The 13,479-nt window shown below is 65.1% G+C and carries 15 protein-coding genes; 12 read left to right on the top strand and 3 right to left on the bottom strand.

Annotated features, from left to right (window positions below; translation table 11 throughout):
* Positions 1-78: 78 nt before the first annotated feature.
* The 9 genes from CIT40_RS15795 to aat all read left to right on the top strand — a co-directional run bounded on the left by CIT40_RS15795 (position 79) and on the right by aat (position 8,494).
* Positions 79-846, top strand: coding sequence for a DsbA family protein (locus CIT40_RS15795; protein ID WP_094896871.1), 768 nt, complete (start codon positions 79-81; stop codon positions 844-846).
* Positions 847-1,057: 211 nt separating this feature from the next.
* A complete protein-coding gene (locus CIT40_RS15790; protein ID WP_094896870.1) occupies positions 1,058-1,888 on the top strand; it encodes a DUF1236 domain-containing protein in 831 nt (276 codons plus the stop codon).
* A gap of 256 nt (positions 1,889-2,144) precedes the next feature.
* Positions 2,145-2,612 (top strand): type II 3-dehydroquinate dehydratase, encoded by a 468-nt coding sequence (gene aroQ, locus CIT40_RS15785; protein WP_094896869.1) that lies wholly within the window; start codon positions 2,145-2,147, stop codon positions 2,610-2,612.
* A gap of 36 nt (positions 2,613-2,648) precedes the next feature.
* Positions 2,649-3,137 carry an acetyl-CoA carboxylase biotin carboxyl carrier protein gene (gene accB, locus CIT40_RS15780; RefSeq protein WP_094896868.1) on the top strand — a complete coding sequence of 163 codons (489 nt, stop codon included), beginning with the start codon at positions 2,649-2,651 and terminating at the stop codon, positions 3,135-3,137.
* A gap of 72 nt (positions 3,138-3,209) precedes the next feature.
* Positions 3,210-4,568: an acetyl-CoA carboxylase biotin carboxylase subunit gene (accC, locus tag CIT40_RS15775; RefSeq protein WP_094896867.1), complete on the top strand. Its 1,359-nt coding sequence runs from the start codon at positions 3,210-3,212 to the stop codon at positions 4,566-4,568.
* A 107-nt stretch (positions 4,569-4,675) separates the two neighbouring features.
* A complete protein-coding gene (locus CIT40_RS15770) occupies positions 4,676-6,202 on the top strand; it encodes a sensor histidine kinase (RefSeq protein ID WP_094896866.1) in 1,527 nt (508 codons plus the stop codon).
* On the top strand, positions 6,199-6,639 hold the full coding sequence (locus tag CIT40_RS15765; RefSeq protein WP_094896865.1) for a response regulator: 441 nt from the start codon (positions 6,199-6,201) through the stop codon (positions 6,637-6,639). The genes CIT40_RS15770 and CIT40_RS15765 overlap by 4 nt, the downstream gene beginning before the upstream one ends.
* Positions 6,636-7,751 (top strand): sensor histidine kinase, encoded by a 1,116-nt coding sequence (locus tag CIT40_RS15760; protein ID WP_094896864.1) that lies wholly within the window; start codon positions 6,636-6,638, stop codon positions 7,749-7,751. The genes CIT40_RS15765 and CIT40_RS15760 overlap by 4 nt, the downstream gene beginning before the upstream one ends.
* Positions 7,752-7,813: 62 nt before the next feature.
* A complete protein-coding gene (aat, locus tag CIT40_RS15755) occupies positions 7,814-8,494 on the top strand; it encodes a leucyl/phenylalanyl-tRNA--protein transferase (protein ID WP_094896863.1) in 681 nt (226 codons plus the stop codon).
* A 40-nt stretch (positions 8,495-8,534) separates the two neighbouring features.
* On the opposite strand, the gene CIT40_RS15750 is transcribed toward aat, so the two are convergent.
* Positions 8,535-9,554 (bottom strand): DUF2155 domain-containing protein, encoded by a 1,020-nt coding sequence (locus CIT40_RS15750; RefSeq protein WP_162307511.1) that lies wholly within the window; start codon positions 9,552-9,554, stop codon positions 8,535-8,537.
* 210 nt (positions 9,555-9,764) lie between these two features.
* Between CIT40_RS15750 and CIT40_RS15745 the strand changes: the two genes are divergently transcribed.
* Entirely contained in the window at positions 9,765-10,712 is a 948-nt protein-coding gene (locus CIT40_RS15745; RefSeq protein WP_094896861.1) for an alpha/beta hydrolase, read from the top strand.
* 117 nt (positions 10,713-10,829) lie between these two features.
* A complete protein-coding gene (locus CIT40_RS15740) occupies positions 10,830-11,807 on the top strand; it encodes a Na+-dependent transporter (protein WP_094896860.1) in 978 nt (325 codons plus the stop codon).
* Between the two features lie 113 nt (positions 11,808-11,920).
* On the opposite strand, the gene CIT40_RS15735 is transcribed toward CIT40_RS15740, so the two are convergent.
* On the bottom strand, positions 11,921-12,085 hold the full coding sequence (locus CIT40_RS15735) for a hypothetical protein (protein ID WP_155525994.1): 165 nt from the start codon (positions 12,083-12,085) through the stop codon (positions 11,921-11,923).
* Between the two features lie 184 nt (positions 12,086-12,269).
* Here CIT40_RS15735 and CIT40_RS15730 point away from each other — a divergent pair, with 184 nt between their 5' ends.
* Positions 12,270-12,425 carry a hypothetical protein gene (locus CIT40_RS15730; RefSeq protein WP_155525993.1) on the top strand — a complete coding sequence of 52 codons (156 nt, stop codon included), beginning with the start codon at positions 12,270-12,272 and terminating at the stop codon, positions 12,423-12,425.
* 88 nt (positions 12,426-12,513) lie between these two features.
* Here the strand turns inward: CIT40_RS15730 and CIT40_RS15725 are convergent, their stop codons facing one another.
* Positions 12,514-13,416: a LysR family transcriptional regulator gene (locus CIT40_RS15725; RefSeq protein WP_094896859.1), complete on the bottom strand. Its 903-nt coding sequence runs from the start codon at positions 13,414-13,416 to the stop codon at positions 12,514-12,516.
* Positions 13,417-13,479 lie beyond the last annotated feature (63 nt).

Below are 13,479 nucleotides of genomic sequence, written 5' to 3'. Positions count from 1 at the left end.
AACCCACGACGTCACGACCCCGAGCTTAAGTCCGCCGGGACGTATTCCGAAACCTGCTTTGGATAAGAGGATTTACCCATGCCTTCGCTGCGCCTGCTTGCTCCCGCGCTATTTGCGCTCGCTTTGTTCGGCGCGGCCGCGCCCGCGTCGGCCGACAGCTTCTCCGACGGCCAGCGCACCGACATCGAGAAGATCATCAAGAACTACCTCGTCAGCCATCCCGAGGTGCTCGAGGAAGCCATGGCTGAGCTGAGCAAGCGCCAGGCCGCGGCCGAGACGCAGAAGCACGAGGCCAGCATCGCGCAGAACGCGGATGCGATCTTCAACTCGCCGCGCCAGGTCGTGCTCGGCAACAAGGACGGCGACGTCACCTTCGTCGAGTTCTTCGATTACAATTGCGGCTATTGCAAGCGCGCGATGGACGACATGCTCACGCTCATGAAGGGCGATCCGAAGCTGAAGGTAGTGCTGAAGGAATTTCCGGTGCTGAGCCAGGGCTCGGTCGAGGCGGCGCAGGTCGCGGTCGCCGTGCGCATGCAGGATCCCTCCGGCAAGAAATATCTCGACTTCCACCAGAAGCTGCTCGGCGGCCGCGGCGCCGCCGACAAGGCGCGCGCGCTTCAGGCCGCCAAGGAAGCCGGCCTCGACACTGCCAGAATCGAAAAAGACCTCGCCAGCCCCGAAGTGCGCGCCACCATCGAGGAGAACTTCAAGCTCGCCGAAGCGATGGGCATGAACGGCACGCCGAGCTACGTGATCGGCAAGCAGATCGTGGTCGGCGCCGTCGGCGTCGAAGGTCTGAAAGAAAAGATCGGCATTGCCCGCTGCGGCAAGGCGACTTGCTGATCACACGACTTTCGATCCTGATCGCACCGGAGGCCGGCTTGAGAGCCGGCCTTTTTTCTTGCGCACGAACCGTGGCAGCTTCGTGCGAAAGTCATTCATCTGGCGTTCAACAAACAAATGCCGCGGAACTGACTAAGTTCCGGAACAACCCACTTCCCCTTTCGTTGTCGGCGCGGGCAATGACGCAAAGAACCACGTGAGGAGAATTTCCATGTTGAACCGTTTTATGATCTCGGTTGCCGCGGCCGCACTTGTCGCGGGCGCCGGTGTGGCGAACGCACAGGGTATGAAGGGCGACACCGGTGGTGCAGCCGGGGCAACGCCGACGCAGCATGCGCAGCCCTCGGGTGGCGCAGCAGAGCACGGCGGCGCCATGAGCCGGGAGAAGGGCACCGTCGGCCAAGCCGGCGGCGCCATGAAGCCCGGCGGAGCCTCTGAAGAGAAGTCCTCCGGCGCGATGGAGAAATCCGGTGGAATGGAAAAGTCCGGCGGGATGGAGAAGTCGGGCGCGATGAACAAGAACGCGGCTGACGACAAGGCCGGCGCGATGAAGGGCGAGCGTACGCAGAACGCGCAGGACAAGTCGAAGAGCACGATGGAGCAGGATAAGTCGAAGAGCACGATGGACAAGTCCCAGATGGACAAGTCCAAGAGCACCGAGACCGACACCAAGAGCGGCAACATGAACGCCCAGACCAAGGGCGCGGACGGCAAGACCGCTACCGACAGCAAGGCCGCCACCGACAGCAAGTCCCAGACCACGACGGGTAACGCGCCCGCGACCGCGGCTGCGCCGCCCGCCGAGAAGCGGACTGAAATCTCCTCGGCGATCAAGTCGACCAAGATCGAGGAGACCACCAACGTTAACTTCAACATCTCGGTCGGCACCGCGATCCCGGCATCGGTCCACTTCCATCCGCTGCCGCCCCGGATCGTCGAGATCTATCCGCAGTGGCGTGGCTATGAAGTGATCTTCGTCCGCGGCCAGTACGTGATCGTCCGTCCGCAGACCCGCGAGATCGTCTACATCATCGAAGGCTAAGCTGCCTCGCTGAACGCCAAATGGGCCCTTGCCGAGACATCGGCAGGGGCCTTTGGCCTATCCGTTGCCCTCCCCTTGGAGCCTCCCTCCGGCAGCCACGATTAGAACTGGTTAACAAGCAATTTCCGTGGCTTCCGCACAGGTTTTTGCACCGGGGATGAGGTACTTGAAGGCCCCTGGGAGGCCCTTCAAGGCTTCCCCTAGGACGCTTTGTTACCTATAACCCCGCCACGCCGAAGCACCTGCCGGGATAGGAATGGCCGAACCAGCAACCGATACGATCCTCGTTCTCAACGGACCGAACCTCAACATGTTGGGGACGCGCGAGCCCGAGAAGTACGGCCACGCCACGCTGGCCGACGTCGAGGCGCTGTGCCGGGACACGGCCGCCAGCTTCGGCCTCAAGGCCGACTGCCGGCAGTCCAATCGCGAGGGCGAGCTGATCGACTTCATCCACGAGGCGCATGCCCGCAAAATGAAGGGTATCATCGTCAACGCCGGCGGCTATTCGCACACCTCGATCGCGCTGCACGACGCGCTGCTCGCGGTGCAGATCCCGACGGTCGAAGTGCATGTGACCAACATCCACGCCCGCGAGAGCTTTCGTCACCACTCCTACACCGCGCGCGCGGCGTTCGCCTCGCTCTGCGGTTTCGGCATCGAGGGCTACCGCCTCGCCATCCAGGGCCTTGCCGCCAAGCTTGCCATCAAGCCCAAGGCCTGAAGCCTCTCATCAAACAGAACATTCGGATCAAACAACATGGCGCGCCAGCCAGACGACAAAGCAGCCGCAAAGTTTTCCAGCGAGGATTCCGCGCTCGTCCGCGAGCTCGCCCTGCTGCTCGATGAGACCAGTCTCACCGAGATCGAGATCGAACGTGCGGGCCTGCGCCTGCGCGTCGCCCGCAACGTCAGCGTTGCCGCGACCATGCCGATGCAGATGGCAGCCGCGCCCGCCGCACTGCCGGCAGCAGCCGCCGCGCCCGCCGCCGCCGGGCCCGACCTGTCGAAGCATCCCGGCGCCGTCAGTTCGCCCATGGTCGGCACCGCCTATTGGGCGCCGGAGCCCGGCGCCAAGCCGTTCATCGAGGTCGGCAGCAAGGTCTCGGTCGGACAGACTCTCCTGATCATCGAAGCCATGAAGACCATGAACCAGATCCCCTCGCCGCGCGCCGGTACGGTGACGCAGATCCTGGTCGAGGACGGCCAGCCGGTCGAGTACGGCGAGCCGCTGGTGATCATTGAGTGAGGGAGTGGCGAATAGCGAGTAGCGAATAGTTACTCCTCCCAGTTCGCCATTCGCTATTCCCCCCGAGGCACCATGTTCGACAAGATCCTCATAGCCAATCGCGGCGAAATCGCCCTTCGCATCCTCAGGGCCTGCAAGGAGCTCGGCATCGCGACCGTCGCCGTGCACTCCACCGCCGACGCCGATGCCATGCATGTGCGCCTGTCGGACGAGAGCGTTTGCATCGGACCGCCGGCGTCCAAGGACAGCTATCTCAACGTGCCCGCGCTGCTCGCGGCCTGCGAGATCACGGGCGCCGATGCCGTGCATCCCGGTTACGGCTTCCTGTCCGAGAACGCCCGCTTTGCGGAGATCCTCTCAGAGCACAATCTGCATTTCATCGGTCCCAAGGCCGAGCACATCCGCCTGATGGGCGACAAGATCGAGGCCAAGAAGACCGCCAAGAAGCTCGGCATCCCCGTGGTGCCCGGCTCCGACGGCGCGGTCGGTCCCGATGACGACGCAATGGCGATCGCCAAGCAAATCGGCTTTCCGGTGCTGGTGAAGGCGGCGGCCGGCGGCGGCGGCCGCGGCATGAAGGTCGCACACAGCGAGGCCGACCTGCTCATGGCGCTGTCGACGGCGGCCAACGAGGCCAAATCCGCCTTCGGCGATGCCTCCGTCTATCTCGAAAAATATCTCCAGAAGCCGCGCCACATCGAGATCCAGATCCTCGGCGACGGCCGTGGCGGCGCGATCCATCTCGGCGAGCGCGACTGCTCGCTGCAACGCCGTCACCAGAAGGTCTGGGAAGAGGGCCCCTCGCCTGTCCTTGCCGCCGCCGCGCGCGCCAAGATTGGCGAAACCTGCGCCAAGGCCATGCGCGACATGAAATATCTCGGCGTCGGCACCATCGAGTTCCTCTATGAGGACGGTGAGTTCTACTTCATCGAGATGAACACCCGCATCCAGGTCGAGCATCCCGTCACCGAGAGCATCACCGACATCGACCTCGTGCTGGAGCAGATCCGCATCGCCGCCGGCGGCGATTTGCCGGCAAGGCAGGAAGATATCCAGGTCATCGGCCATGCGATCGAGTGCCGCATCAACGCCGAAAATCCCCAGACCTTCCGCCCCTCGCCCGGCCGTATCCTGCAGTATCACCCCCCCGGCGGGCTCGGGGTCCGGATCGATTCCGCGGTCTACCAGGGCTACACGATCCCGCCCTATTACGATTCCCTGGTCGGCAAGCTGATCGTGCACGGCAAGACCCGCGCCGAATGCCTGATGCGATTGCGCCGGGCCCTGGACGAGATGGTCGTGGAAGGCATCGAGACCACGCTGCCGCTGTTCCGCGCGCTGGTGCGGGAAGACGACATCATCAACGGCGACTACCACATCCACTGGCTGGAACAGTACCTCGCCGGCAAGGCGGAACCCGCCCCGCGATAAATCCGTTTTCGTTGTGGAACCTTTAGGCCGCCATAGCGTTCCCAACGTTGGGGCCAGTTCCCAGGGGGCATTTTGATTTCGGCCGAGTCTCACAAGGCGTACCAGCCGTGACCGTCGACGCGCAACGACGGCGCACATTTTGGCAGATCCTGCTGTTTTCAGCGGGGCTTTTGGTGCTGACCGCCATCAGCGCCGGTTCGGTCTACCTGGTCAATAAAGCGCGGGACGACAACAGATGGGTGGTTCACACCATCGAGGTGGAGAACCAGGTCAACGCGCTGCTGCTCGAAATCCGGCGTGCCGAAAGCGCAGTGCGCGGCCTCCTGCTAACCCGGGAAGACAATTTCAGGGTCGACCATGAAACCGCGCTCGCCGCCATCCCCCCCGCCCTGGACAAGCTCACCCGCTTGAGCAGTGACAATCCAGAGCAACGCTCGAACGTCCAGAAGCTGAATGAGGCGATCCAAACCCGCATCAGCCAGTTCGCGCAGGAGATAAGCTTCATCCAGCAGGGCCAGCCGGACAAATCCACGGCCTTGGTTCGCGAGGCCGCGGCTCAGAACACAACCGCAAAGATCGCCACCATCGCGAACGCGATGATCCAGGAGGAGGAGCGGCTGTTCCGCCTCCGCTCCGCCAATTCCGACCGCAGCCAGACCCTCGCCGCTTCGATGACGGGCATCGGCTCGGGTCTCGTCGTGGTGCTGGCGCTGATCTCGATCTGGCTGGTGCGGCGCTCGGCCCGCGCCCGTGACGAGGCTGAAGCGCGGCTGCGCGACGCCAATTTCAATCTCGAATCCATCGTGGACGAACGTACCGCCGACCTGCGCGAGGCCAACAACGAGATCCAGCGGTTTGCCTATATCGTCAGCCACGATCTGCGCTCGCCGCTCGTCAACATCATGGGCTTCACCAGCGAACTCGAGGAGCTCAGCGGCGATGTCTTCCGCCGCATCGGCGGCCTCACCCAGGTCCCCGCCGGCGGGCCGCCGCTGGCGCCCGGCACCCCCGGCGAGATCATGCTCGAAGCGGCCGACAAGCAGCTCTCGGACGATGTTTCCGAAGCGCTCAGGTTCATCAAGACGTCGATCGCCAAGATGGACCGGCTGATTTCGGCCATTCTCAACCTCACCCGCGAGGGCCGGCGCGAATTCCAGCCCGTGAAGGTCGACACGCGCGAACTGATCGAGGCGATCGTGTCGACGCTGGCGCACCAGGCGGCCGAGGCGCAGGCCGAGATCCACATCGAGCCCCTCCCTGACATCGTGAGCGACCGGCTCGCACTCGAACAGATCTTCTCCAATCTGGTCGACAATGCGATCAAGTATCTCAAGCGCGGAGTGCCCGGCGAGATCAGAATCCGCGGGCGGACCAAGCTCGGCTACGCCATCTTCGAGATCACCGACAATGGCCGCGGGATCGACCCGAAGGATCACCAGCGGATCTTCGACCTATTCCGCCGGGCGGGAACCCAGGACAAGCCTGGCCAGGGCATCGGTCTTGCGCATGTGCGTGCACTTGTGCGTCGCCTCGGCGGCACCATGTCGGTATCATCGGAACTGGACGCGGGCAGCACCTTCACCATCACGTTGCCGATCGCCTGGAACGTGAACAACCGGAACGCAGATCGATGACCCAGCCTGTTACCATCATCATGATCGAGGACGACGAGGGCCACGCCCGCCTGATCGAGCGCAACATCCGCCGCTCGGGAGTCAACAACGAGATCGTCGCCTTCCCCAACGGCACCGACGCGATGCAGCATCTGTTCGGCGCCGACGGCAGCGGACTCGTGCAGAAGGGCAACGCGCTGCTGATCCTGCTCGACCTCAACCTGCCCGACATGAGCGGGATCGACATCCTGAGGCAGATCAAGGAAAACAAATACCTGAAGGCTTCGCCCGTGGTGGTGCTGACCACCACCGACGATTCCCAGGAAATCAAGCGTTGCTACGAGCTCGGCTGCAACGTCTACATCACCAAGCCCGTCAACTACGAGAATTTCGCCAATGCCATCCGGCAGCTTGGGCTGTTCTTCTCGGTCATCCAGGTCCCGCCCGCCGCCCCATGAACCAGCGCACGCCAACCCTGCTCTACATCGACGACGACGGTGCGCTGGCGCGCCTGGTCGATCGCGGCCTGACGCGGCGCGGCTACAGGGTCGTCCATGCCGCCAGTGGCGAGGAAGGCCTGGATCGCATCCGCCGCGCGTGTGCCGAAAGCAACATCGACGGCATCATCGACGTGGTGGCACTCGACCAGTACATGCCCGGCCTCGACGGGCTGGAGACGCTGGAGCAGATCATGGCGATCCCGGGCTCGCCGCCCGTGGTGTTCGTCACGGCCTCGCAGGATTCCAGCATCGCGGTCACGGCGCTGAAGGCCGGCGCGGCCGACTATCTGGTCAAGGACGTCACCGGCGATTTCATCCCCCTGCTCCACGTCGCCGCCGAAGGCGCGCTGCGCCAGTCGGAATTGCAGAGGGCGCGCGAGGAAGCCGAAGCTGAGATCCACGCCTCGCGCGACCGCTATGCAGCTCTCGCTGCCGAGCGCGAAATGCTGCTGCGCGAAGTCAACCACCGCGTCGGCAACTCGCTCCAGATCATCGCCTCGCTGCTGCACCTGCAGGCAAGCTCCGCCGCCCAGGACGAGGTCAAGGCGGCACTGACCAACGCGATGGGCCGCGTCGCCGCGGTCGCGCAGGTGCACCGCCGCCTCTACACCTCGCAGGATCTGAAGAGCGTGGTCCTGAACCAGTATCTGGACTCGCTGCTCGAGGATCTCCGCCGCTCGGCCGAAGGCAACCGGATGTCGCGCCTGACGCTGAAGGCCGAGCCGATCGAGATCGATCCCGACCGCGCGGTCGCCGTCGGCATCATCGTCAACGAGCTGGTGATGAACGCGGTGAAATACGCCTATCCTGACCGCGCCGGCCCGATTCATGTCGAGCTGCACGCCGACGGCGAGGATGTCCTGCTGTCGATCACCGACAACGGCGTCGGCGACAACGTCAAGGCCGACCCGCGCTCCACCGGCATGGGCCAGCGCATCGTCGCGGCCATGGCCTCCAAGCTCGACGCCGTGGTCGAGCGCGATCCCGCCCATTCCGGAACCCGGATCGTTCTGAAATTCGCGCGCATGCCCGTAGCCCCCAACAGGACCAGCACGGCGGCCGCGAGCTGATCTTCGCGCCCTGCCGCGCCCCCCATCGCAACGGCATCGCGATCCTGCTATGATTGCGAACCATGACTTCGCGCGACTCCGCTCCGTCTGAAATCACACCGGCCGTGCTGCTGCGCGCCTATGCCTGCGGCATCTTTCCGATGGCCGAAAGCGCCGAAGATCCGACCCTGTTCTGGGTCGAGCCGGAGCTGCGCGGCGTCATCCCCCTCGACGGATTTCGCGTCGCCTCGCGGCTCGCGCGCACCGTGCGTTCGGATGTGTTTCGCGTCACCGTCAACACCGCGTTCAAGGCGACGATCGCCGGCTGCGCCGCGCCGCAGGCCGGACGCGAGGACACCTGGATCAACAAGCGCATCCGTGACCTCTACGGCGGCCTCTACGAGCTCGGCCATTGCCACAGCGTCGAGGCGTGGCAGGGCGAGGACCTCGTCGGCGGGCTATATGGCGTCAGCCTCGGACGCGCCTTCTTCGGCGAGAGCATGTTCCACACCGCGCGCGATGCCTCCAAGGTCGCGCTGGTGCATCTGGTCGCGCGGCTGATCCATGGCGGCTTCGAGCTGCTCGACACCCAATATGTCACGGACCATCTGAAGAGCTTCGGCGCGGCCGAAATCTCGCGGCGGCGCTACACCGCGCTGCTCGACAAGGCGCTCGCGGGCGATCCCGGCGATTTCCTGAAGCTCTCTGCGGGTGAGGCGATCCCGGGCGCACGCGCGCTCGAGATCATCGCCGCGCGGCAATGATCGACAGCCAGGCCTAGCGGCCAACCCTGGGGGATTTGGCCTAACGGCCAAACCCGGGGATGCCGAACAGACCCGGCCGCTGCTCCGGCGGCGGGGGCGGAGGCGGGGCCGGTTGCTGCTGCTGGATCGGCGGCAGAGGCTGCGGCGGACGCTGCTGCACCTGCTTCGGCGCGGCCTTCTTCTGCGCAGCCGGCGGCGGAGGTGCAGGCTTGGTCGCAGGATCCGGCGCTGCGGTCGCAATGGTCTGCTGCGGCTCTTTGCAGTCGGTGAGCCAGATGTCGTAGATCGGATGCTCGACGCCATGCAGGCCCGGACTTGCCGCATACATCCAGCCCGAGAAGATGCGCTTCACCTCACCCTGCAGAGTGATCTCGTCGACCTCGACGAAGGCGTCGGTGTTGGTGGCTTCCGTCGCCGGCCGCGTGTAGCAGGCGTCGGTCTTGACCCTGAGCGCGCCGAACTGGACGGTCTCGCCGATCTCCTCGTCGAAATTGATGATGCGCCCGGTGATCTTGTCGAGGCCCGAGAAGGTCGCCTTCTTGTTCACGATCTTCTGGGCCGGCGGCTCGGTCACGACCTCGTCGCCCGGCTGCAGGCTGGCCGGGGTCTGCGGCACGGCGCCGCCCGGCCCGCCCTTCTGCTGCGGCTGGCGACCCGGCGCGCCCGGCGGCGCAACCGCGGTGGACGGCAGCTGGTTCGGCGGCGCGACGGTGGAGCCCGGCGGCGGCGCCAACGGCTGACTCTCGACCGGTCCCGGCATCACATTGCCCTGCCGTCCCTGAGGCGGAGGCATCGGGCGCGACGGCAGCACGCGGCCCTGAGGCGGCAGCTCCGGCACTTCCTCGTCGTCATCGGGGATCTGCTGCGGCTGGGGCTGACCGCGCGGAATGTTGCCGGGCGGCCGCAGCGGCGGCGGATCGGAAAAGATCGTGCCGATCTGCGCCTGGGCCGGCGTCGCAGCCGTCAGTGCGGTGGCGGCCAAAAGCGCCGCAAGACCTGTCAGGGTAATGGTTCGAAACATCTCGCGCGGCTTCAACAGCGAATCGGGCTTGTTGGACATTCTACAGGGGATACCGCCGCTCGCAGGCCCTCCGGTTAACACGGCGAATACGGCGGGGGAAGGGCGGGCATCCCTGCCCTGCCCGCCGCCCGCTGGCCAGACCGGCTGACGGGTGGGATAGTCGAATCCCCCCTCCCAAGGGCGCGAAGCGGGCATCGCGCCCGAAAACGACGTCCAACGATAACCGGAAACCCAGAGGTGCGCCGTTCCATGCCCGTGGTGCTCGATCCCGATGCCGCCGCCGTCTACAAGGCCTTCCAGGAGGCCGGCCGCCCCGCCTACGAAGCCCTGACCGCGCCAGAAGCGCGCGCCTATTATTCGCAGGCCCGCTTTGCCACCAACCCCGAGCCGCCGGAACTTGCCCGCGTCACGCCGCTCTCGATCCCGGCCCCGCACGCGGTAATCCCCGCCCGCCTGTACGTGCCCAAGGAGCCGCGCCGGCACGACGGCCTGGCGCCGGCGCTGGTGTTCTTCCATGGCGGCGGCTGGGTGATCGGCGATCTCGACTCCCACGACGTCGTCTGCCGCCAGCTGGCCGACGCCGGCGCGCTGATCGTGATCTCGGTCGACTACCGCCTCGCGCCCGAGCACAAGTTTCCCGCTGCCGCCGATGACGCCATCGCGGCGACCCAATGGATCGCGGCGAACGCGCGCGATCTCGGCATCGATGCCTCGCGCCTGTCGATTGGCGGCGACAGCGCCGGCGGCAATCTCACCGCGGTCGTGGCGCTCGCCGCGCGCGACGCCGGCGGCCCTGCGCTCGCGGCCCAGGTGCTGATCTATCCGGCGACCGATTTCGCCATGACCCACGGCTCCCACCGCGAGCCCGAGACCAGCGTGCTGCTGACGCATTCGGTGATCCGCTGGTTTCGCGACCACTACCTCAATGGCGTCGCCGACATCCACGACTGGCGCGCTTCACCGGCGCGCGCGCAAAGCCTGGCCGGCCTGCCGCCGGCCTATGTGCTGACCGCCGGCGCCGATCCGCTGCGCGACGAAGGCGACGAATATGCCGCGCGGCTCAAGCAGGCCGGCGTGCCCGTAACCACCAAGCACTATCCGGGCCAGTTCCACGGCTTCTTCACCATGGGCAAGCTGCTGCCACAGGCCAATGTCGCCGTCGGCGAGATCGGCGCTTGGCTAAAGGGATTGGGTTAGCGAACTTCCGTAGCCCGCATGAGCGACAGCGACATGCGGGACCGCTCTCACCCCTCGCAAATACCTGTCCCGGATATCGCTGCGCTCATCCGGGCTACGCAGGCGACACTCATCGCAATGCCGTCCACCCTCCCAACGACTCTCGCCTACCCGCTGCGCGTCCTGTCATGGCTCGGCAGCCAGGGCACGCGCGGGGTTGCCGCCGTCGTTTTCATCGCGGCCGCGGTGCCATCGCTCGGCGCGCTGCTGCGCCCTTATCTCACCGAGGCCATCCTGTGCCTGCTCTGCATCTCCTTCATGCGGGTCGATCTGGCCGCCCTCTACAGCCATCTGCGCCGGCCGGCGCTGGTGGCAACTGCCACGGCCTGGACCACGATCGGTGTGCCGCTGATCGTCGGGTTGATCGCCCACGCCACCGGGCTCACGGCCGGCGCGCCCGGGCTTTCGCTCGCACTGATGCTCCAGAGCATGGCCTCGCCGATGATGGCCTCTCCGGCACTGGCCGCGCTGATGGGGCTCGATGCCACGCTGGTGCTGATCACGCTGGTGACGTCGACCGCGCTGGTGCCCTTCACGGCCTCGCTGTTCGCGGGCCTCTTCCTCGGCGACATGCTCAGCGTCACGCCGCTGACGCTGGGCCTGAAACTGCTCGGCATCCTCGCAGCATCGCTGCTGGCCGCCACCGCCATCCGATGGATCTTCGGCGCAGAGGCGATCCAGCGTCACAAGACGCCGATCGACGGCCTCAACATCATCATCCTCTTCGTCTTCGCTGCCGCGATCATGGGCGACGTCGTCAGCGACCTCGTCGCGCAGCCGCTATTCACCCTTGGCCTCGCGGCTCTCTCGTTCGCGATCTATTTCACCCTGCTCGCGATCACCACGCTGCTGTTCCGCCGCATCGGCACCGGGCGCGCGCTGGCGCTCGGCCTGATGGTGTCACAGCGCAATCTCGGCCTGATGCTTGCGGCAACCGCCGGCGCATTGCCGCCCACCACCTGGCTCTATTTCGCGATGACGCAGTTTCCGATCCACCTCGCCCCATACATGCTGATGCCGATCGCGCGTCGCCTGGCGGCGCGCAAAGAGCACTGACGCGCCCCCTCCCCGCAATTGCTGGATGTCCGATTCGGCGGCAAATCGGACATGCGGCCCCGAAGCGGAACTTGAAGCCGAATTGGATCGACGCCGCCAATGGGCGGTCCAGATCAGACGTTCGGCCAGTCGTCCGGCCGTACGTCCTTGGCTTTTTCCTCGGCCAGGAGTCGCAACAGCGTCTGATACCGTGCTTCATCGCGTGACGGGTCACCCTCACTGATCGCGATGAGCTTCTCGTAACGTCTGATGTTTTCGTGGTTTACGTAGCTCTGCATTGCGCCCTCCGACGGCTGAGCAGCGTGGCGCGCTGAGGCGCGCAGTAGCTACCCATTGCGGAGGCAGCGCAAGGCCTATTTTGGACGGATGAGAACTTACCTCAGACCGGGGCGCGGAGTGCAAAAAGACACTCGCTCGGGAACGATCGACATCAGGGAGTCTTGCCCCTTGAGAGGTCCAGTGATGATGTTCATTGAAAAGAACGCTCCGCCGCCACCGCTGCCGCTCACGGATGAAGATCAGCTGAGATTGAAGACCGAGGCCCTCGCGAGAGACGACCGTTGGGTCAAGTCCATGATCGACGGCCTGGCGGGCGTCCTCAGAGACGTCAAGCACTGAGACTTGCCGCCCGGAGGGCGGGGACCCGCCTGAGTTTCGGTCAGCATCGAGGACCGCGCTCAACGCACTTCGCCAGAATGGAGAAGGCTTATGCGCTGCGTGGTCTCTTCTTCTTGCACTCGGCCAATATCCAGTCGCGAAATGCTTTCATGGCAGGTGAGAGCTTTTTCGATTTCAGGGACGTGAGCCAATAAGATCCCAGAAAGGCTTGACTGTCATACGGGCAAACCAGCCGCTTGCGCGCCAGGTCGTCGGAAAACAAAACGACCGGCAACAGCGAGACGCCGGCACCTTGAGCTGCCGCATGGGCCAGGGAGACCGACGAGTCGAAAATCGGGCCGGTCATCCGCGGTTGCCTGCATTTTACCGTCTCGAACCAGTGCGCCCATTCGCCCGGCCGATACGAGCGCAACAGCACCTCCTTGTGGAGGTCGACCGGATCTTTGAGGCGCTTCGCGACATCAGGCGCGCACATCGGAGTGAAGTGAGCCTCGACCAGACGCTCGGCGTTCGTTCCGTGCCACGCACCGTCGCCAAAGCGAATGGCATAGTCCAATCCTTCGCCGCCGAGGTCCACACGGTTGTTGTTCGCGAAGATCCTGACGTCGATATGCGGATGGCTCGAGGTGAAGCTCCCGAGGCGAGGAAGCAGCCAACCCGACGCAAACGTCCCCACCACACCGATGGCGATGCTCTCACGCATGCGGCCATTCTCGAACCGATCCAGGACCTGACTGATCTGGCTGAAGGCGCTTGATATGACGGGCTGTAGCGTCTCGCCTTCTTCCGTGAGAGCAAGCCCGCGGGTCAGTCGCTTGAAGAGCTTGACGCGCAGACTCTCTTCCAGCGCCCGAACCTGCTGGCTCACGGCTGCCTGCGATACCCGAAGTTCGAGACCGGCCTTGGTGAAGCTCAGATGGCGCGCCGCCGCCTCGAATGAGCGGAGCGCGTTGAGAGGCAGAGTGGAAATGCTGGCGGGACGGCGGGCCATTCTGATCCAAGTTTTGCTTATGGATGGCCTTACGAAGCATCGTTTGTCAATTGCCGGAGCCAG

Source organism: Bradyrhizobium amphicarpaeae (assembly GCF_002266435.3).
Taxonomy (GTDB): Bacteria; Pseudomonadota; Alphaproteobacteria; order Rhizobiales; family Xanthobacteraceae; genus Bradyrhizobium; species Bradyrhizobium amphicarpaeae.
The sequence above is the reverse complement of the archived record's forward strand: the minus strand, read 5'-3'. Positions and strand labels throughout refer to the sequence as shown.

Bases quoted from the DNA above. Each gene is read 5' to 3' on its own strand.
- CIT40_RS15765 (WP_094896865.1), top strand. From the start codon at position 6,199: ATGACCCAGCCTGTTACCATCATCATGATCGAGGACGACGAGGGCCAC.
- CIT40_RS15740 (WP_094896860.1), top strand. From the start codon at position 10,830: ATGCCGTCCACCCTCCCAACGACTCTCGCCTACCCGCTGCGCGTCCTG.
- accC (WP_094896867.1), top strand. From the start codon at position 3,210: ATGTTCGACAAGATCCTCATAGCCAATCGCGGCGAAATCGCCCTTCGC.
- aat (WP_094896863.1), top strand. From the start codon at position 7,814: ATGACTTCGCGCGACTCCGCTCCGTCTGAAATCACACCGGCCGTGCTG.
- CIT40_RS15745 (WP_094896861.1), top strand. From the start codon at position 9,765: ATGCCCGTGGTGCTCGATCCCGATGCCGCCGCCGTCTACAAGGCCTTC.
- CIT40_RS15725 (WP_094896859.1), bottom strand. From the start codon at position 13,416: ATGGCCCGCCGTCCCGCCAGCATTTCCACTCTGCCTCTCAACGCGCTC.
- aroQ (WP_094896869.1), top strand. From the start codon at position 2,145: ATGGCCGAACCAGCAACCGATACGATCCTCGTTCTCAACGGACCGAAC.
- CIT40_RS15750 (WP_162307511.1), bottom strand. From the start codon at position 9,554: ATGTCCAACAAGCCCGATTCGCTGTTGAAGCCGCGCGAGATGTTTCGA.
- CIT40_RS15795 (WP_094896871.1), top strand. From the start codon at position 79: ATGCCTTCGCTGCGCCTGCTTGCTCCCGCGCTATTTGCGCTCGCTTTG.
- CIT40_RS15735 (WP_155525994.1), bottom strand. From the start codon at position 12,085: ATGCAGAGCTACGTAAACCACGAAAACATCAGACGTTACGAGAAGCTC.
- accB (WP_094896868.1), top strand. From the start codon at position 2,649: ATGGCGCGCCAGCCAGACGACAAAGCAGCCGCAAAGTTTTCCAGCGAG.
- CIT40_RS15790 (WP_094896870.1), top strand. From the start codon at position 1,058: ATGTTGAACCGTTTTATGATCTCGGTTGCCGCGGCCGCACTTGTCGCG.
- CIT40_RS15730 (WP_155525993.1), top strand. From the start codon at position 12,270: ATGATGTTCATTGAAAAGAACGCTCCGCCGCCACCGCTGCCGCTCACG.
- CIT40_RS15760 (WP_094896864.1), top strand. From the start codon at position 6,636: ATGAACCAGCGCACGCCAACCCTGCTCTACATCGACGACGACGGTGCG.